16 protein-coding genes and 1 tRNA gene are annotated in these 17,170 nt (G+C 47.3%); 11 read left to right on the forward strand and 6 right to left on the reverse strand.

The genetic code is table 11. From position 1 onward, the window contains the following. The first annotated feature begins 2 nt into the window (after positions 1–2). From OCU43_RS03540 to OCU43_RS03570, 7 genes are all read left to right on the forward strand, one after another. Complete coding sequence (locus OCU43_RS03540) at positions 3–1,034, forward strand: polysaccharide biosynthesis protein (RefSeq protein WP_091361326.1); 1,032 nt, start codon at positions 3–5, stop codon at positions 1,032–1,034. Next, positions 1,027–1,899 (forward strand): dTDP-4-dehydrorhamnose reductase family protein, encoded by an 873-nt coding sequence (locus OCU43_RS03545; protein WP_091361324.1) that lies wholly within the window; start codon positions 1,027–1,029, stop codon positions 1,897–1,899. The genes OCU43_RS03540 and OCU43_RS03545 overlap by 8 nt, the downstream gene beginning before the upstream one ends. After that, a complete protein-coding gene (gene wecB, locus OCU43_RS03550) occupies positions 1,874–3,031 on the forward strand; it encodes a non-hydrolyzing UDP-N-acetylglucosamine 2-epimerase (protein ID WP_175483596.1) in 1,158 nt (385 codons plus the stop codon). The genes OCU43_RS03545 and wecB overlap by 26 nt, the downstream gene beginning before the upstream one ends. 2 nt (positions 3,032–3,033) lie before the next feature. Then, positions 3,034–4,248 carry a glycosyltransferase family 4 protein gene (locus tag OCU43_RS03555; RefSeq protein ID WP_091361320.1) on the forward strand — a complete coding sequence of 405 codons (1,215 nt, stop codon included), beginning with the start codon at positions 3,034–3,036 and terminating at the stop codon, positions 4,246–4,248. Further along, complete coding sequence (locus tag OCU43_RS03560; protein ID WP_091361317.1) at positions 4,245–5,177, forward strand: UDP-glucose 4-epimerase family protein; 933 nt, start codon at positions 4,245–4,247, stop codon at positions 5,175–5,177. Before OCU43_RS03555 ends, OCU43_RS03560 begins: the two co-directional genes overlap by 4 nt. Further along, complete coding sequence (locus OCU43_RS03565; RefSeq protein WP_091361314.1) at positions 5,174–5,722, forward strand: sugar transferase; 549 nt, start codon at positions 5,174–5,176, stop codon at positions 5,720–5,722. Before OCU43_RS03560 ends, OCU43_RS03565 begins: the two co-directional genes overlap by 4 nt. Positions 5,723–5,879: 157 nt before the next feature. After that, a complete protein-coding gene (locus tag OCU43_RS03570) occupies positions 5,880–7,673 on the forward strand; it encodes a polysaccharide biosynthesis protein (RefSeq protein WP_175483595.1) in 1,794 nt (597 codons plus the stop codon). A gap of 1,375 nt (positions 7,674–9,048) precedes the next feature. Here OCU43_RS03570 and OCU43_RS03575 read toward each other — a convergent pair. From OCU43_RS03575 to rpsU, 5 genes are all read right to left on the reverse strand, one after another. Continuing rightward, positions 9,049–9,125 (reverse strand) — tRNA-Ile (locus OCU43_RS03575). A gap of 112 nt (positions 9,126–9,237) precedes the next feature. Beyond that, positions 9,238–11,052, reverse strand: a complete 1,815-nt coding sequence (gene rpoD, locus OCU43_RS03580; RefSeq protein ID WP_091362152.1) for an RNA polymerase sigma factor RpoD — start codon at positions 11,050–11,052, stop codon at positions 9,238–9,240. Between the two features lie 217 nt (positions 11,053–11,269). Beyond that, positions 11,270–13,192, reverse strand: coding sequence for a DNA primase (dnaG, locus tag OCU43_RS03585; RefSeq protein ID WP_091362153.1), 1,923 nt, complete (start codon positions 13,190–13,192; stop codon positions 11,270–11,272). Between the two features lie 47 nt (positions 13,193–13,239). Beyond that, on the reverse strand, positions 13,240–13,689 hold the full coding sequence (locus tag OCU43_RS03590) for a GatB/YqeY domain-containing protein (RefSeq protein ID WP_091362154.1): 450 nt from the start codon (positions 13,687–13,689) through the stop codon (positions 13,240–13,242). 45 nt (positions 13,690–13,734) lie between these two features. Continuing rightward, positions 13,735–13,950, reverse strand: a complete 216-nt coding sequence (rpsU, locus tag OCU43_RS03595) for a 30S ribosomal protein S21 (protein ID WP_019622914.1) — start codon at positions 13,948–13,950, stop codon at positions 13,735–13,737. 220 nt (positions 13,951–14,170) lie between these two features. On the opposite strand from rpsU, the gene tsaD reads away from it, so the two are divergent. After that, positions 14,171–15,220 carry a tRNA (adenosine(37)-N6)-threonylcarbamoyltransferase complex transferase subunit TsaD gene (gene tsaD, locus OCU43_RS03600; RefSeq protein WP_091362155.1) on the forward strand — a complete coding sequence of 350 codons (1,050 nt, stop codon included), beginning with the start codon at positions 14,171–14,173 and terminating at the stop codon, positions 15,218–15,220. Positions 15,221–15,236: 16 nt separating this feature from the next. On the opposite strand, the gene plsY is transcribed toward tsaD, so the two are convergent. After that, a complete protein-coding gene (gene plsY / locus OCU43_RS03605; protein WP_091362156.1) occupies positions 15,237–15,827 on the reverse strand; it encodes a glycerol-3-phosphate 1-O-acyltransferase PlsY in 591 nt (196 codons plus the stop codon). Between the two features lie 98 nt (positions 15,828–15,925). Between plsY and OCU43_RS03610 the strand changes: the two genes are divergently transcribed. From OCU43_RS03610 to folK, 3 genes are read left to right on the forward strand one after another with little or no spacing between them, the layout of a single operon-like run. Further along, positions 15,926–16,240, forward strand: a complete 315-nt coding sequence (locus tag OCU43_RS03610; protein ID WP_139203236.1) for a hypothetical protein — start codon at positions 15,926–15,928, stop codon at positions 16,238–16,240. Between the two features lie 55 nt (positions 16,241–16,295). Next, the gene (gene folB / locus OCU43_RS03615; RefSeq protein ID WP_091362158.1) at positions 16,296–16,652 is read left to right on the forward strand and encodes a dihydroneopterin aldolase; all 357 of its coding nucleotides are present in this window, start codon (positions 16,296–16,298) and stop codon (positions 16,650–16,652) included. Further along, entirely contained in the window at positions 16,652–17,161 is a 510-nt protein-coding gene (gene folK, locus OCU43_RS03620; RefSeq protein ID WP_091362159.1) for a 2-amino-4-hydroxy-6-hydroxymethyldihydropteridine diphosphokinase, read from the forward strand. The genes folB and folK overlap by 1 nt, the downstream gene beginning before the upstream one ends. The last annotated feature ends 9 nt before the right edge of the window (positions 17,162–17,170 follow it).

The raw sequence follows: 17,170 nt of genomic DNA on the forward strand, positions 1-17,170 counted from the left end.
CAATGTTTAAAAATAAGGTGTTGTTGATAACCGGCGGTACAGGGTCATTCGGGAATGCAGTCCTACGCAGGTTCCTTGAAACTGATATTGGTGAGATCAGAATTTTTTCTCGGGACGAGAAAAAACAAGATGATATGCGCAAACGCTACCATTCAAGCAAATTAAAATTTTATATCGGTGATGTTCGGGACTATCAAAGTATTCTTTCAGCAATGCGAGGCGTTGATTATGTTTTCCATGCAGCGGCTCTGAAACAGGTGCCATCCTGTGAATTTTATCCCCTTGAAGCGGTAAAAACCAATGTGCTTGGTACAGAAAACGTTTTAGAATCGGCTATTAATTGTAGTATTGAAAGAGTTGTTTGTCTAAGTACTGATAAAGCAGTTTATCCAATTAATGCTATGGGAATATCTAAGGCAATGATGGAGAAAGTTATTGTTGCTAAGTCCCGAAATGTACCTAAAGGGACAACTATTTGTGCCACCAGATATGGTAATGTCATGGCCTCTCGAGGTTCTGTCATACCTCTGTTTATTGACCAGGTGCTCAATGGTAAAGCGATATCCATAACAGATCCCAATATGACCCGGTTTATGATGACCTTGGATGATGCTGTTGATTTGGTTCTTTATGCATTTGAAAATGGCCAGAATGGCGATATTTTTGTTCAGAAGGCACCTGCGGCGACTATTGAGACTCTAACCCTAGCTCTTCTAGAGTTAATAGGTAGGTCGAGTCATCCAATAAATATAATAGGCACCCGGCATGGTGAAAAATTATATGAGGCGCTTTGTAGTCAAGAGGAGATGCTCATAGCTGATGATCATGAGGCTTATTACAGGATCCCCGCGGATAATCGTGATCTGAATTATGAGAAGTACTTTGATGAGGGGTCCAGAGAGTTATCATCAGTGGCCGATTACAATTCTCATAACACATATCGGTTAAATGTTGAGGAAATGAAGGAGTTACTTCTAAAACTTGATTATATCCGATGTATTGTGACAGGGGACAAGGTAGCTCTTGATGACTAATAAAATCTTAGTGCTCGGTGCTAATGGGATGCTGGGCGGTAGCATGTTGCGGTATTTTAGTAAATGTAAAGACTACGACGTTTTAGGTAGTGTCAGAGACAAAAGAGCTTCAGATCAACTAGAAGAGCAAGGGTTCACCAATGTTCTTACTGGGTTAGATGTTTCAAACTTCAATAAGATTAGAGAAGTAATTTTGGATTATAGACCAAACTACTTGCTGAATTGTATTGGGGTGATTAAACAACTTGACCAGTCAAAAGCGCCAGTCCCATCAATTGAAATTAATAGTTTGCTTCCTCATAAACTAGCAGCTATATGTGATGAAGTGAGGGGACATCTTATACACTTTTCAACTGACTGTGTATTCTCCGGTAAAAAGGGTAACTATAAGGAAGGTGATTTGCCCGATGCGTGCGATCTGTATGGGCGCTCGAAGTTATTGGGGGAAGTCGATTATGGAGGACATTTGACTCTCAGAACGTCTATAATTGGACATGAAATAGCGAGTAATATAAGTCTTGTTGATTGGTTTTTGAGTCAAAAAAAACCAGTCAGAGGTTACGCAAATGCGATATTTTCTGGGTTACCTACAGTCTGTATCGCAGAGTTCATTGAAAAGCACGTCATTGATAAACAATTATATGGTCTATATCATCTCAGTTCAGATCCGATAGATAAGTTTACTCTTTTATCTCTAATAAAAGATCGTTATTCAGTTATAAATAAAATCGAAGAATATGCGGACTTTAAAATTGATCGAAGCCTCAATTCTGATAACTTGAAATCTAAAACAGGATTTATTTCTCCTTCCTGGGAATATTTAATTAAGAAGATGCATGATGAATACATCGAAAACTTTGAGTGATGAGACTCGGCTGCGGGTAATGACAATTGTTGGAACTCGGCCAGAAATAATTCGACTATCGAGAGTTGTCTCGAAGTTAGACCGTTATTGTGAGCATATTTTGGTTCATACGGGTCAAAATTATGACTATGAACTAAATCAGATATTTTTTGAAGACTTGGGGATTCGTGCACCTGATATGTTTCTGGAATGTGCTGGAAAGAATGCTGCAAATACAATTGCGGAAGTGATTTCTAAGGTTGATTCAGTATACGATTATTATAAACCTGAAGCCGTATTGATTTTGGGGGATACAAATAGCTCCATGGCTGCAATCCCGGCTAAGCGAAGAAAAATTCCGATCTTTCATATGGAAGCAGGTAACCGTTGCTTTGATCTTCGTGTACCTGAAGAGATTAATAGAAAGATAGTCGATCACATTTCTGATATTAATATGCCTTACAGTAATATCGCACGGGAATATCTTCTTAAAGAAGGTGTTCCTCCAGATATGATAGTGAAAACAGGAAGTCCTATGGAGGAGGTCCTCAATTATTATATCGATAAAATAATGAGTTCTGATGTGTTGCTTAGAATGGATCTCGAGGCTGAGAAATATTTTGTTGTGAGTGTTCATCGTGAAGAAAATATTGATTCAGAATGCAATATTAATAAATTCGTAAAAACGCTTGATACGTTGGCGGAGACTTATGCGCTCCCAATTATAGTATCTACGCATCCTCGAATGCGTAAAAAAATTGAACAGGAGCATTTGATTTTTCATCCTCTTATACAGTTACAAAAGCCTCTTGGGTTTAGTGATTATATTCAGTTACAAATGAGTGCGAAAATTGTGCTCAGCGATAGCGGTACAATTACAGAAGAGTCATCTATCATGAATTTCCCAGCAATAAATCTTCGTGATGCCCATGAACGTCCGGAGGGTATGGAAGAAGGAGCCGTAATGTTCACTGGAATGAATACGGATAGAATATTGCAGGCAATAAGAATTCTTGAAGATCAAACACGGGGAGATAGCCGATCTATAAGTTTAGTCTCTGATTATTCTTCACCTAATGTCTCCGATAAAGTTCTCCGGGTTATTCAAAGCTATACTGATTATGTGAATCGTCTGGTTTGGAAGAAAGTTTAAATATGAGGATTGTAATCCTTTCTGACGATTATTTGCCTGAAAGTACAAGAGTTCATGCAAAAATGTTGCATGAACTTGGTGTTGAATTCTATAAGCTGGGGCATCAGGTTGTCGTTGTGACCCCGGGAATGCCTGATCAATCCTGCTTACTATGCGTTGAGCATATTGAAGGAGTGGAAGTTTGGTTTTTTAGAGCTGGAAAAATAAGAGGTTGTGGTTACTTAAAAAGAGCAATTAATGAAACGTTAATATCGTTTCGGGCGATAAGAGCAATTAGAAATGGCGGGAAAGACACGGGCTTTGATTTGTGCATTAATTATTCCCCGACAATATTTTTTTGTGGACTTGCTCGTTATTTTAAGTCTAAGGGAGCTTTTGTATATTTAGTATTAAGAGATTTTTTTCCTCAGTGGATAATTGATGAGGGAATTATTAAAGAGAAGTCATTGGCAGCTATGTTCTTCCGGTTTTTTGAGAGAAAAAATTATTTAGTGTCCGATCGAATTGCTCTTCAGTCTCCAGCAAATGAGGTGGTTTTTTCTTCTATTTGTAATATTGAAACTAGAAAGCTGACAGTTCTTTATAATTGGACTGATCCAGAGAGAGTCACAGATTTTGGATATGGAAAACAGGTGATAGAAAGCTTCCTCCTAGATGGGAAAATAATTTTTTTCTACGGGGGAAATATAGGTCATGCTCAGGATATGGAGAATATTATGCGTTTAGCTCGTAGAATGCGGAGTTTTCCTAGAGCGCATTTTTTATTGGTAGGTCAGGGTGATGAGTATCAGTTGGTTCAAGATCGCTGTCAAGCGTGGACGCTGGATAATGTTACTTTACTCCCTTCGGTTTCCCAAGAACAATATATATCGATCTTAACGCAAGTAGATGTGGGCTTGTTTTCACTTTCTTGTAATCATCGGGCTCATAACTTTCCAGGAAAGCTACTAGGTTATATGGTTGAAGGGTTACCTATTATTGGTAGCGTAAACCCGGGAAATGACGTTATTGATTTAATAAATGATTCTGGTGCTGGATTAGTTAGTATTAACGGAGATGATGATTGTTTTTATTCAAACGCTATAGCCATTCTTTCTGATTCGGAGAAGCGAGAGGAAATGGGTATTAAGTCTAGACAGTTGATGATTGATGTTTTTGCCGTTTCTACTGCCGTAGGTAAAATATTAGAAGATGTATCAATGGGGCGTTTCCTTTGAAGATAGCGGTAACAGGTGGTACAGGTTTTATTGGTGCTGCTTTGATGAAAGGGTTTACAGGCTATGAAGTTATATCTATAGGGAGATCAAAAATAAAAAGTGGCAATAAACATTATAATTTTCAACTGGAAGATACCGTTGATTATGGCAATGTATTTGAAAAGTGTGATGTGTTAATTCATACAGCTGCCCTAGTTCATAGTATGGTTCATAAGCCTTCAGAGTCTTTGAATGAGTTTCGTGCAGTCAATGTTAGTGGAACGCTTAATCTTGCTCGCCAAGCAGCAGATTCTGGAGTAAAGCGTTTCATCTTTATTAGTACGATAAAAGTCAATGGTGAGCAGACCTTCTTAGGGCACCCTTTTACTGCTGATGATATTCCTCGACCTGAAGATTCTTATGCGATCTCTAAATTGGAATCTGAGCTTGGGCTGCAGGACTTAGCTGTATCATCGGGCATGGAGGTTATAATTATACGGCCTCCACTTGTTTATGGACCTGGTGTTAAAGGTAACTTTGCCAGCATGATTAATTTGGTTAAAAAAGGTGTGCCATTGCCCTTGGGGGCTGTTTTTAATAAACGCACCCTTATAAGTATAGATAATCTGATTGATTTGGTCGTAACATGCATAGATCATCCCGCTGCTGCCAATCAGGTTTTTCTTGCAGGGGATGGAGAGGATCTGTCCACTTCTGATTTATTGAGAGGGATTGCCAGGGCGATGGGGAAACCCAGCCGACTAATCCCTTTTCCTGAAAGCTTTTTACGTCTGAGTGCTACGCTCATAGGAAAAAAGGCGTTGGCTGATCGCTTGTTGGATTCTCTTCAGGTTGATATCTCTAAAGCCCGCGATCTTCTTGGGTGGGAGCCTCCTCTTTCGGTTGAAGAGGGATTGAAGCGTTGTTTTGAAGCGGAGAATAACCGTTGATTCGTTTTTTAGATTTATGTTTTGCGTTCGCGGGTTTGGTACTGGGTTTCCCTGTGCTGCTTTTGCTAACTATAATAGGCCTTTTTGACACAGGTTCCCCTATTTTTTGTCAGACGAGGGTTGGGCGGTATCAAAAGCCTTTTACTCTTCTTAAATTCAGAACAATGTCCTTAGATACCGCTTCTGTTGCTACTCATCTGGCAAGTGCCAGTTCGATCACACGGTTCGGGCATTTTCTTCGCAAAACAAAACTTGATGAGCTTCCGCAGTTATGGAATGTACTAAAGGGTGAGATGAGTCTGGTAGGGCCACGACCAGGTCTTTTCAATCAGACTGAGTTAACAGATGCGCGTTCTAAACGAAATGTTTTTAATGTGCGTCCAGGTATTACCGGGCTTGCCCAGATCAGTGAGATAGATATGTCGACTCCGGAACTGCTTGCAGAGACGGATGAGAAAATGATCAAGACAATGTCGTTAAAATCCTATTTTCACTATATAGTAGCTACAGCCTTGGGAAAGGGCGCCGGTGACCGGATTCACTGAAGAGCCAATGCAATTTTAGAAGGACTACTGCTTGCTTCACTTCATTCTTAATTCATCCCGGCAGTCGAAGAAAGTAATCTTTGTTGTTTTTGATCTGTTAGTCCTGCCGCTATGTTGTTGGCTGAGTTATGCTCTCCGATATGGGGACTGGACAGCAATGGGTTTTGTTCACTGGCCCGCCTATCTGATCGCGCCAGTCATCGCCATACCTATATTCATCAAGCTCGGGCTGTACAGGGCAATCATCCGTTATATTGGCTACCGCGCTCAGTGGACAGTGATCAAAGCGGTATCGCTTGCCGTGCTTGTCTGGTGGGTCGCGGTTTATCTGATGGCGCTTGAACTGAATACCCCCCGTTCTGTTATTTTCATATTCTGGTTGGTGGCAGTGCTGGTGATTGGTGGCAGCCGGATGATGGCCCGATGGGTTATTCTGTACCAGTTTCCCGGCGGTGATCATAGTGCACAAAAAGATTCAGAAAGAGTTCTTATTTATGGGGCAGGAACGGCAGGGCGGCAACTGGCGACTGCCTTGCATCATTCAAGTGAGTTCGTTGCAGTTGCCTATATAGATGATGACAGCTCGTTAAGGGGTATGGATATCAATGGTATCAGGGTTTATAGCCCATCGGATATTGGAGGTCTTGTAGAGCGTTATGATATCAATGCTGTATTGCTGGCTATTCCCTCAGTCTCTAGGTATCGGCGTAAAACTATTGTCGATTCTCTCAGTGATTTTCAGTTAAGAGTTCTCACCCTGCCTGCGCTTTCCGATATAGCCGGTGGCAAAGTTACAATAAACGATGTGCGTGAAGTCGATATCGCTGATCTGCTTGGTCGTGAGGAGGTTTTACCCAATCAGGATTTGCTTGCCGCTTGTATTCTTAATCAGAGTGTAATGGTTACCGGTGCCGGGGGCTCTATAGGCTCTGAGCTATGTCGTCAGATAGTCAATCAGCGGCCTTCCTCCGTTATATTGTACGAGCAGTCAGAGTACGCGCTTTATACGATCGAGCAAGAGTTGAGCAAGCTTACTGATGGTCTGGTCGATGTGGTTCCGGTTCTGGGTTCTGTCCTTGACAGAGTTCTTCTGCAAAGAGTCATCCGTCAATATCATGTTGATACTATCTATCATGCTGCAGCGTATAAACATGTGCCACTGGTCGAGTCTAACGTTGTTGCAGGTGTGCGAAATAATCTTTTTGGCACCCTGAATACAGCTGAGGTCGCCATTGATAATGGTGTCAAAAACTTTGTACTGATTTCCACGGATAAGGCGGTGCGTCCGACTAATGTTATGGGGGCCAGTAAGCGTTTTGCTGAGCTGGTACTGCAGGCGTTGAGTAAGCGAGAGCAAGGGAGTGGAGTTCGCTTTGCTATGGTTCGCTTTGGAAACGTGCTCGGTTCATCGGGGTCTGTTATTCCGTTGTTCAGGCAACAGATAAGTCATGGAGGGCCGGTTACGGTTACGCATCCTGATATAACACGGTATTTTATGACCATACCTGAGGCGTCCTCACTGGTCATTCAGGCAGGATCAATGGGGGCCTCTGGTGATGTTTTTGTGCTCGATATGGGAAAAGCGGTAAAGATAAAAAGCCTGGCTAAGCAGATGATAAATCTGACAGGATTGTCCGTTAAAGATGAAAATCATCCTGATGGTGATATTGAGATAATTTACACAGGTTTACGTGATGGTGAGAAGCTTTATGAGGAGCTTCTGATTGGGGATAATGTCAAACAGACTGCTCATCCTATGATTATGCAGGCGGAAGAGCTGATGATTGAATGGGGTGATTTAGTGCCGGTTATAGCTCAGATGCAGCTTGCTTTAGACAGCTTCGACTATGAGGCAATTCGTTCACTGCTGCTGGAATCGGTCAATGGGTATCACCCTCTGCACGGGATAAAAGACCCAATGTACAGTAAAGGATCTGCTCAGGTCCTGTAATATAAAATACAGTTATCTGGCAGCGGACGATTTTTAGTTTTTTGGCTTGTGAGAGGCTTCCTGAACCTGGGACCGATCCGTCTCTATTGGAGAGTTGAGTCGAGCTTTTTCTGATAGACAAGAGAAGGGTGGCGGGCCTTGCAGGACTTGAACCTGCGACCGGTCCGTCTCTATTGGAGAGTTGAGTCGTGCTTTTTCCGGGATGTACTGGAGAAGGGTGGTGGGCCTTACAGGACTTGAACCTGAGACCGATCCGTTTCTATTGGAGAGTTGAGTCGAGCTTTTTCTGGGATGTACTGGAGAAGGGTAGTGGGCCTTTCAGAACTTGAACCTGCGACCGATCCGTCTCTATTGAAGAGTTGAGTCGAGCTTTTTCTGGGATGTACTGGAGAAGGGTGGTGGGCCTTGCAGGACTTGAACCTGCGACCGATCCGTCTCTATTGGAGAGTTGAGTCGAGCTTTTTCTGGGATGTGCTGGAGAAGGGTGGTGGGCCTTGCAGGACTTGAACCTGCGGCCGATCCGTCTCTATTGGAGAGTTGAGTCGAGCTTTTTCTGTGATGTACTAGAGAAGGGTGGTGGGCCTTGCAGGACTTGAACCTGCGACCGATCCGTCTCTATTGGAGAGTTGAGTCGAGCTTTTTCTGGGATGTACTGGAGAAGGGTGGTGGGCCTTGCAGGACTTGAACCTGCGACCGATCCGTCTCTATTGGAGAGTTGAGTCGAGCTTTTTCTGTGATGTACTAGAGAAGGGTGGTGGGCCTTGCAGGACTTGAACCTGCGACCGATCCGTCTCTATTGGAGAGTTGAGTCGAGCTTTTTCTGTGATGTACTGGAGAAGGGTGGTGGGCCTTGCAGGACTTGAACCTGCGACCGATCCGTCTCTATTGGAGAGTTGAGTCGAGCTTTTTCTGGGATGTACTGGAGAAGGGTGGTGGGCCTTGCAGGACTTGAACCTGCGACCGATCCGTCTCTATTGGAGAGTTGAGTCGAGCTTTTTCTGTGATGTACTAGAGAAGGGTGGTGGGCCTTGCAGGACTTGAACCTGCGACCGATCCGTCTCTATTGGAGAGTTGAGTCGAGCTTTTTCTGTGATGTACTGGAGAAGGGTGGTGGGCCTTGCAGGACTTGAACCTGCGACCGATCCGTCTCTATTGGAGAGTTGAGTCGAGCTTTTTCTGTGATGTACTAGAGAAGGGTGGTGGGCCTTGCAGGACTTGAACCTGCGACCGATCCGTCTCTATTGGAGAGTTGAGTCGAGCTTTTTCTGTGATGTACTGGAGAAGGGTGGTGGGCCTTGCAGGACTTGAACCTGCGACCGATCCGTCTCTATTGGAGAGTTGAGTCGAGCTTTTTCTGGGATGTACTGGATAAGGGTGGTGGGCCTTGCAGGACTTGAACCTGCGACCGATCGATTATGAGTCGAGCGCTCTAACCAACTGAGCTAAAGGCCCCCATGTGAAAACTTAATTCCCTGGTTGAAGCGGGAATAAAAGTAGCTCTCTGGGAGAGGACGCCCATAATACCACAGGATATTATGGGCGCAACGGTCTGATTTAAAAGATTTTAATGTTCGTCAAGGAAGCTGCGCAGATGGTCTGAGCGGCTTGGGTGGCGTAGCTTGCGCAGCGCCTTTGCTTCGATCTGACGGATACGTTCACGGGTCACATCAAACTGCTTACCCACCTCTTCAAGGGTGTGGTCAGTGTTCATGTTAATACCGAAACGCATGCGCAAAACTTTCGCTTCACGGGCTGTCAGGCCCGCCAGAACTTCCTTGGTTGCTTCACGCAGGCCTTCACCGGTGGCGGAGTCTACCGGGGAATCGATGGTGATATCCTCGATAAAGTCGCCCAGGCTGGAGTCCTCATCGTCACCGATGGGGGTTTCCATGGAGATAGGTTCTTTAGCGATCTTGAGTACTTTACGGATCTTATCTTCCGGCATATCCATACGCTCGGCCAGCTCTTCCGGGGACGGCTCGCGTCCCATCTCCTGTAGCATCTGACGGGAGATACGGTTTAGTTTATTGATCGTTTCGATCATGTGTACCGGAATACGAATCGTACGCGCCTGATCGGCAATGGACCGGGTAATCGCCTGACGAATCCACCAGGTCGCATAGGTGGAGAATTTGTAACCACGACGGTATTCAAACTTATCGACCGCTTTCATCAGGCCGATGTTGCCTTCCTGAATCAGGTCGAGGAATTGCAGGCCGCGGTTGGTATATTTTTTAGCGATCGAGATAACCAGACGCAGGTTGGCTTCAACCATCTCTTTCTTGGCGCGTCGGGCACGGGCTTCACCGATCGACATGCGACGGTTCACCTCTTTAATCTCGTTTAGCGTCAGCTGAATCTCTTGCTCAGCCTGAACCAGTTTTTTCTGTGCTCTGCGCAGCTCAATCTCGTGCCGTTTCAGAGCGCGGGCATAGTCCGCGTCAGAGTTAAGCAGCTTGTCCAGCCATTCGCTGTTGGTCTCGTTGCCTGGAAACTCTTTGATAAACTGGCGGCGCGGCATTTTTGCACGCTGGGTGCAGATCTGCATGATGGTCCGTTCCTGCTTACGGATACGGTCAATCGAGTTGCGCACGTTATCAACCAGCATATCGTAAAAGCGGGGGGATAGCTTGATCGGGGAGAACGCATCAGCGAGCTCTTCGAAAGCTTTAGCGGCTGTTTTGCTGCTGCGACCCTCTTTTGCTACCGCTTTCTGGTAGGTTTCGTAGGTGCTGCGTAGCAGATCAAAACGGCGTTTGGCTTCCTCCGGGTCTGGACCACGTTCTTTCTCTTCGTCGTCATCATCGTCAGATTCCTCTTCGGCTGCTTCAGCTTGTTGAGCAGCGGAGGGGATTTCAGCGCCATCATCGGGATCGATATAGCCGCTGAAAATGTCGCTCAGGCGTCCTTCCTCTTCCTGACTGGTGTCATAGGCGGCGAGTATCGCGTCAACCGAACCAGGGAACGCTGCCAGGCCTGACATCACCTCACGCAGACCTTCTTCAATCCGCTTGGCGATCTCAATCTCACCCTGGCGGGTCAGCAGTTCCACCGTGCCCATTTCGCGCATATACATACGTACAGGGTCGGTTGTGCGTCCGGCGTCTGATTCGACAGCGGCCAGTGCTGCAACGGCTTCCTCATCCGCTTCTTCAGCTGAGTCACCTTCTGTCATGAGCAGGGTTTCGGCATCCGGAGCTTCTTCGGTGACCGATATGCCCATATCGTTGATCATACGGATTATATCTTCGACCTGGTCCGGATCAGCAATATCTTCTGGCAGATGATCATTGACTTCAGCATAAGTAAGGTAGCCCTGCTCCTTACCCCGTGCGATCAATTCCTTGAGGCGTGACTGCTGCTTGGAGGTATCTGACATAATTGCCCTTCAGTGATGACAAAAGTGAAAAAAATTAGCCCGACATTATAGCGATTGCGGGGTATAAATTCTACAGACCGAGTAGGGTTATAGGGATATTTCATCTATTAAAATAGACTATTTTTCAATGCGCTGTGCAGAAAAATGAAAACCGGGCCTTAGTTTGCTCTGTAGCTCTGTAAATGGGGGTGGTTTACGGAATTTCAATGCAGTCTGGTTATTTTTCAGGCGCTTTTCTTAACCGGCTTCCCGCCTGCTTCATGATCAGGGTGTTGAGACGCTGTTTATCTTCGCTGCTCAGGTGTGGCTGGGATTTGAGTTGCAGAATCTCTCTGTCGAGATGGCGTTCCTGCAGGCGATTGAGGCAGTCACTTAAAACTTGCTGAGCATTGCTGGCGTCAATGATGGGCGTCTGATGGGCGATCTCATTCAGCTGTCGAATCAGGGGCTTCAGGTGCTCATGTTCTTGCCAGTCAACCGCCAGAATGCCAGGAGTGACACCGGGGTTCTCCTGCAGATAACGGTTGAGTTGATAGAGAAGTTTCTCTGCTTCCTCCTGACTGGCGCTCAGTATCTCAAGGTCGCCGCAATGATCTGCCAGGGTGGGCAGGTGCAGCAGAATGGATACGGCCGTGCTGGCGGGATTGAAGTGAACCGCAGAGCCGCCCGGCGGGGCGGGGCGAAACTTTTTGCCGCCTTTGGTGAACTCTTTTCCCGGTTTTTTATCGGACCTGTAATCGCTCTGCTCCGGCTGGTAGTCAAAGTATCCGTCATCGGGGTAGTCTGGCTCGCCCTGATAATAATCTGGCTCCGGCGTGGCGTGAGCGTGGGTGGTTTCCTGCAGGTTGTTGACGCTAATCAGCTGTTCAAGACTGAGTCCGGTCAGCTCGGAAATTTTCTCCTGCATCATCTGTTTAAGAATGCCCGGTTGCATCTGGTCAATCAGAGGCAGGGCCTGATTACTGAAGCGGGCGCGTCCGTCCAGGGAGCTCATATCCGCACCCTCTTCCAGTGTTTTAAAGAAGAAATCAGAGAGAGGCAGTGACTCGTTGAGTCGCTGTTCAAAGGCGTCGCAGCCCTCCTGTCTTACCAGGCTGTCGGGGTCTTCTCCCTCGGGCAGGAAGAGAAAGCGCGCCTGCTTACCATCGGTGATAACGGGCATCGTGGTGTCCAGTGCCCGTTTGGCTGCTTTACGGCCCGCGGCATCACCATCAAAACAGAATATAACTTCAGGTACCATCTTCAGGATGCGCTCAAGGTGTTGTGCTGTGGTTGCGGTACCCAGGGTGGCAACGGCGTAACCTATGCCGTATTGAGCTAAGCCGACAACATCCATATAGCCCTCAACAATGATCAGACGTTCGAGGCTCTGATTGTACTTGCGGGCTTCATACAGGCCGTAAAGTTCACGGCTTTTGTGGAAGGTATCTGTTTCCGGAGAGTTCAGGTATTTGGGTTTCTCATCCCCCAGAACCCGGCCGCCAAAGGCGATTACCCGGCCGCGCATATCCCGGATGGGGAACATGATGCGCTCACGAAAGCGGTCGTAATAACGATCAGAATCCTCTTTATTGATCAGCATGCCTGCTTGCTCGAGTCGGAGCTTGGTCTCTTCGTCCCGGGCGAGTTTTTTTAACAGGTTGTCCCAGCCAGGCGGGGCGTAACCGATACCAAAGCGGGCGGCAAACTGTCCGGTCAGACCCCGGTTCTTCAGGTAATCTACCGCGATCTCTTTGTTGGGGTGTTCGCGTAGCTGCTGTTGGTAATATTCAGAGGCTTCCTGCAGCAGTGCATAGATATCTTTGATGCGCTGCTCGCGCTGATGGTCAACAGGGCCCTCTGCTTTGGGCATCTCAACACCGGCCAGTTTGGCCAGCTCTTCGACCGCTTCCGGAAAGCTTAAGCGGTCATGTTCCATGAGAAAGCTGAGTGAGTTGCCGCCTGCACCGCAGCCGAAACAGTAATAGAACTGTTTTTCATTGTTAACGGTGAATGAGGGAGACTTCTCTTTATGAAACGGACAGAGTCCGGAATAATTTTTTCCGGTGCGCTTAAGCTTGACCCTGGCTTCGACGATATCGAGTACGTTGACTCGCGCCAGAAGGTCATCAATAAAACTTTGCGGTATGCGTCCGGCCATAGTGTCAGACTACCTGCTGATTGAGGGGAGGATGGTCAGCAGTTATTTTAACTATTCAGAGCGTTTTTGACGAGTTGGCTGATGGCGCCCATGTCTGCGCGACCCTGAACCTGTGGTTTAACCAGGGCCATGACCTTGCCCATATCCTGCATATTCTGTGCACCGGAATCGGTTACCGCCTGCGCAACAATCTCTGCAAGTTCTGCTTCACTCAGGGGCTGAGGCAGGAACTCCTTAATCACAAGAAGTTCCTGTTGCTCAATATTGGCCAGATCATCCCGACCAGCAGTGTTAAACTGCTCGATCGAATCGCGACGCTGTTTTTGCATCTTATCCAGTATCGCGAGTACACGCGCATCATCCAGCTCAATCCGCTCATCGACTTCGATGCGTTTGAGCTCAGACAGAATCATGCGGATAGTACCCAGGCGCTCTTTTGCTTTAGCGCGCATGGCTGCTTTCATCTCGTCACTGATGCGTTGCTTCAGTTCGGACATACCGCTCTCCTGGCTGTATTGGCTGTTTAATGCGGGGTGAAGATCTTAGTACAGACGAACGCGACGCTGGTTTTCGCGCTGAACTTTCTTCAGGTGACGCTTAACAGCAGCAGCAGCCTTACGCTTACGGATTGAAGTTGGCTTTTCGTAGAATTCACGACGACGCACTTCAGCCAGTACACCGGCTTTTTCGCAAGAACGTTTGAAACGACGCAGAGCTACGTCAAATGGCTCGTTTTCTTTAACTTTAACTGCTGGCATATAAATACCTTACCTTTCCTGTAGAAATTTAATGTCTGTTCCGCTGAGTTTAAGACACAGCTGGCCAATAAGGGCCGGTATTTTATTCTTATGATCCGGCAGTGTAAAGCCTAAATACGATGAAATGATTGTTAAAATGGATGATAATGGCGCCCTGTGAGTCGTCCTGCGGCTTTGCGTGCAGCAATTTATTTATGATGATGAGTGAGAACCTTTAACAATGCGTGTGCTTGGAATCGAAACCTCCTGCGATGAAACCGGTGTGGCTATCTATGATAGTGAGGCAGGCCTGCTGGGCGATGCGCTCTATAGCCAGGTTGCAATGCATGCAGAATATGGCGGTGTTGTGCCAGAGCTGGCCTCCCGCGATCATGTTCGCAAGTTGTTGCCACTGGTGAAAGAGGTTCTGGCTCAGGCTGATACCCGGCCGGAACAGCTCGATGCGGTTGCTTATACGGCTGGGCCTGGGTTGATTGGGGCATTAATGGTTGGAGCATCTACCGGTCGGGCGATGGCGCTGGGCTGGGGGATTCCTGCTATCGGTGTGCACCATATGGAAGGACATCTGTTGGCGCCGATGCTGGAGCCACAGCCTCCGGCGTTCCCGTTTGTTGCGCTGCTGGTGTCTGGCGGCCATACACAACTGGTTCAGGTTGATGCAATTGGTGAGTATACCCTGCTGGGTGAATCACTGGATGATGCTGCCGGTGAAGCATTTGATAAAGCGGCCAAGATGCTGGGGCTGGATTACCCCGGCGGACCACAGGTGGCGCGTTTGGCTGAAATGGGGGATCGTAAACGGTTTCGTTTTCCGCGACCGATGACCGACCGCCCGGGACTTGACTTTAGTTTCAGCGGTTTGAAAACCTTTACCCTGAATACATCCAACGATCTCCGGGTTGATGGTGAGCTGGGTGATAAAGATCGCCGTGATATTGCTGCAGCCTTTGAAGAGGCGGTGGTTGAAACCCTGGCGATTAAGTGTCGCCGGGCACTCCAGCAAACCGGTTTTAAACAGTTGGTGATTGCCGGAGGGGTCAGCGCCAATCAGCGTCTGCGCGACCGCCTTGAGCTGATGGTGAAAAAAGAGTGGGCTCAGCTGTTTTATGCCCGGCCACAGTTTTGTACTGATAATGGTGCAATGATCGCCTATGCCGGTTGTCAGCGTCTGCTGGCAGGACAGCAGAGCGATCTCTCAATTCAGTGCGTTCCCCGCTGGCCGCTGGATACGCTGGAGCCGATACAGCGCCGCGGTGCTGATGTTAAGTGAATTACTGAGATCCCGGTCAGAGCCGGCTTTCCCGGCGGTTGAGCAGGTTACGTATATTCTGATGGTGAGTTGCCAGAATCAGGCTGCTCATAATAATGATGGGCAGCAGTAATTGTGGCGCCAGAAACCAGCTAAACAGCGGGCTTAACAGCGACATGCTGACTGCTGCCAGCGATGAGATGCGCCGAATTGCTATCACTGTAAGCCATACAGAGCACTGGGCAAGGGCCAGACGATAGTCGAGAAACAGGCAACTGCCGATCATAGTGGCAACCCCTTTTCCGCCCCTGAATCGTAAGAAAACCGACCATACATGGCCGATCAGGGCTGAAATTCCCACCAACGCCTGGTCGAACTGACTGAGGCCTGCCCATAGTGCGATGGACACCGCCAGCATGCCTTTACTCAGGTCTCCGGTCAGTGTCAGGAGGGCGGCCGGGCGGTTTCCGGTGCGCAACACATTGGTTGCGCCGGGATTTCCCGAGCCCAGTTGACGAGGGTCTCCGATCCCCATAAAGTGGCAAATCAGCACGGCAAAGGGAATTGAGCCCAGCAGATAGCCGACCAGCATAATGGTCAGCGTTGTGACGGCATCTGCTTCGATCATATTCCGTTTCCGCTGTTGCTATAGAAAGTAAACTATTTTTTATAGCGCACTTCAGCGTTGGATGAAAGCTGAAACCGGTGCGACAGGGAGGTTCAGGGATGAAGAGATGGATAGTGTTAGTACTGATATTGCAGGCAAACGTTTGTTTCGCAGGACTGCGAATGGAGGATGGCAGTCTGATCCATGCGGGTGATAATATCGAAAGTCTTTATGCCCATTGGGGCAAAGAGCAGCAGCGTCTGACCAGTAAGGAGACCTGTAATCATATTATTCAGCTGAAGCGTAAGTATTGTTCTACCCGGCGTTATATCTGGCAGCGTAATGGCCGTTATATGCTGGTGCAGGTTTCCGGGCGTATGATAATTAAAACAGGTTGGACGCGTTCTAAAAGATCGCTAACGGAGCCCTTTTAAGCAGGTGCTTTTTAGGGCAGTCTGATGTTGATTGCAAGAGTGTAAGGGTTTTGTCTTGGATATTGTGTACATTAAGGGGCTAAAGGTAGAGACCGTCATCGGAATCTATGACTGGGAGCGTGAGATTCGTCAGACGGTGTGTCTGGATCTTAAGATGGCAACAGATATTCAGCAGGCGGCAGCCTCTGAAGATATAGACAGCACCCTTAATTATAAAAGCGTTTCAGATCGCTTAATCAGCTTTATTGAAACCAGCGAGTTTCTTTTGGTAGAGACGATGGCTGAAGAGATTGCTCAGATTATTCTGAATGAGTTTGGGGTGCGTTGGCTGAAGCTGAAACTGGGGAAGCCTGGTGCAGTACCCACGGCTGAGGATGTCGGTGTAATAATTGAACGGGGAGAGCGTTTCTAATGGCTCAGGTGTATGTAAGTATCGGTAGCAATACTGATCGTGAAGTCTATATTGGACGTTGTCTTGATGCGCTGGATGCGAACTTTGAAAAGCTGGCCCTGTCGCCGGTTTATGAAAGTGTTCCGGTCGGCTTTGACGGAGACAACTTCTACAATCTGGTGGCGTCTTTTAAAACCGATTTGTCCGTCGGCGAGTTGAGCAAAAAACTAAAGATGATCGAAGATGATAACGGCCGTTGCCGCACATCCCCGAAATTCAGTGGCCGGACGCTGGACATCGATATTCTTACCTATGATGCCTTGATAGGTAAGATTGACGGCGTTACCCTGCCGCGGGAAGAGATTACCGAGAATGCATTTGTACTCTGGCCATTAGCTGAACTGGCCCCTAAGGCCCGCCATCCTGTTCTGGCTGAGACCTATCAACAACTGTGGCTGGATTATGATAAAGAGAAACAATCACTGCATCCGGTGTCGTTTATCTGGCACGAGAAGGACCTTTCTGCCTGAATAACAGGC

It is taken from the genome of Amphritea atlantica (assembly GCF_024347255.1).
GTDB lineage: Bacteria > Pseudomonadota > Gammaproteobacteria > Pseudomonadales > Balneatricaceae > Amphritea > Amphritea atlantica.

Bases quoted from the DNA above. Each gene is read 5' to 3' on its own strand.
- wecB (WP_175483596.1), top strand. From the start codon at position 1,874: ATGAATACATCGAAAACTTTGAGTGATGAGACTCGGCTGCGGGTAATG.
- rpoD (WP_091362152.1), bottom strand. From the start codon at position 11,052: ATGTCAGATACCTCCAAGCAGCAGTCACGCCTCAAGGAATTGATCGCA.
- OCU43_RS03610 (WP_139203236.1), top strand. From the start codon at position 15,926: ATGAAGAGATGGATAGTGTTAGTACTGATATTGCAGGCAAACGTTTGT.
- OCU43_RS03540 (WP_091361326.1), top strand. From the start codon at position 3: ATGTTTAAAAATAAGGTGTTGTTGATAACCGGCGGTACAGGGTCATTC.
- OCU43_RS03555 (WP_091361320.1), top strand. From the start codon at position 3,034: ATGAGGATTGTAATCCTTTCTGACGATTATTTGCCTGAAAGTACAAGA.
- OCU43_RS03545 (WP_091361324.1), top strand. From the start codon at position 1,027: ATGACTAATAAAATCTTAGTGCTCGGTGCTAATGGGATGCTGGGCGGT.
- folK (WP_091362159.1), top strand. From the start codon at position 16,652: ATGGCTCAGGTGTATGTAAGTATCGGTAGCAATACTGATCGTGAAGTC.
- dnaG (WP_091362153.1), bottom strand. From the start codon at position 13,192: ATGGCCGGACGCATACCGCAAAGTTTTATTGATGACCTTCTGGCGCGA.
- rpsU (WP_019622914.1), bottom strand. From the start codon at position 13,950: ATGCCAGCAGTTAAAGTTAAAGAAAACGAGCCATTTGACGTAGCTCTG.
- OCU43_RS03570 (WP_175483595.1), top strand. From the start codon at position 5,880: ATGGGTTTTGTTCACTGGCCCGCCTATCTGATCGCGCCAGTCATCGCC.
- tsaD (WP_091362155.1), top strand. From the start codon at position 14,171: ATGCGTGTGCTTGGAATCGAAACCTCCTGCGATGAAACCGGTGTGGCT.
- plsY (WP_091362156.1), bottom strand. From the start codon at position 15,827: ATGATCGAAGCAGATGCCGTCACAACGCTGACCATTATGCTGGTCGGC.
- OCU43_RS03590 (WP_091362154.1), bottom strand. From the start codon at position 13,689: ATGTCCGAACTGAAGCAACGCATCAGTGACGAGATGAAAGCAGCCATG.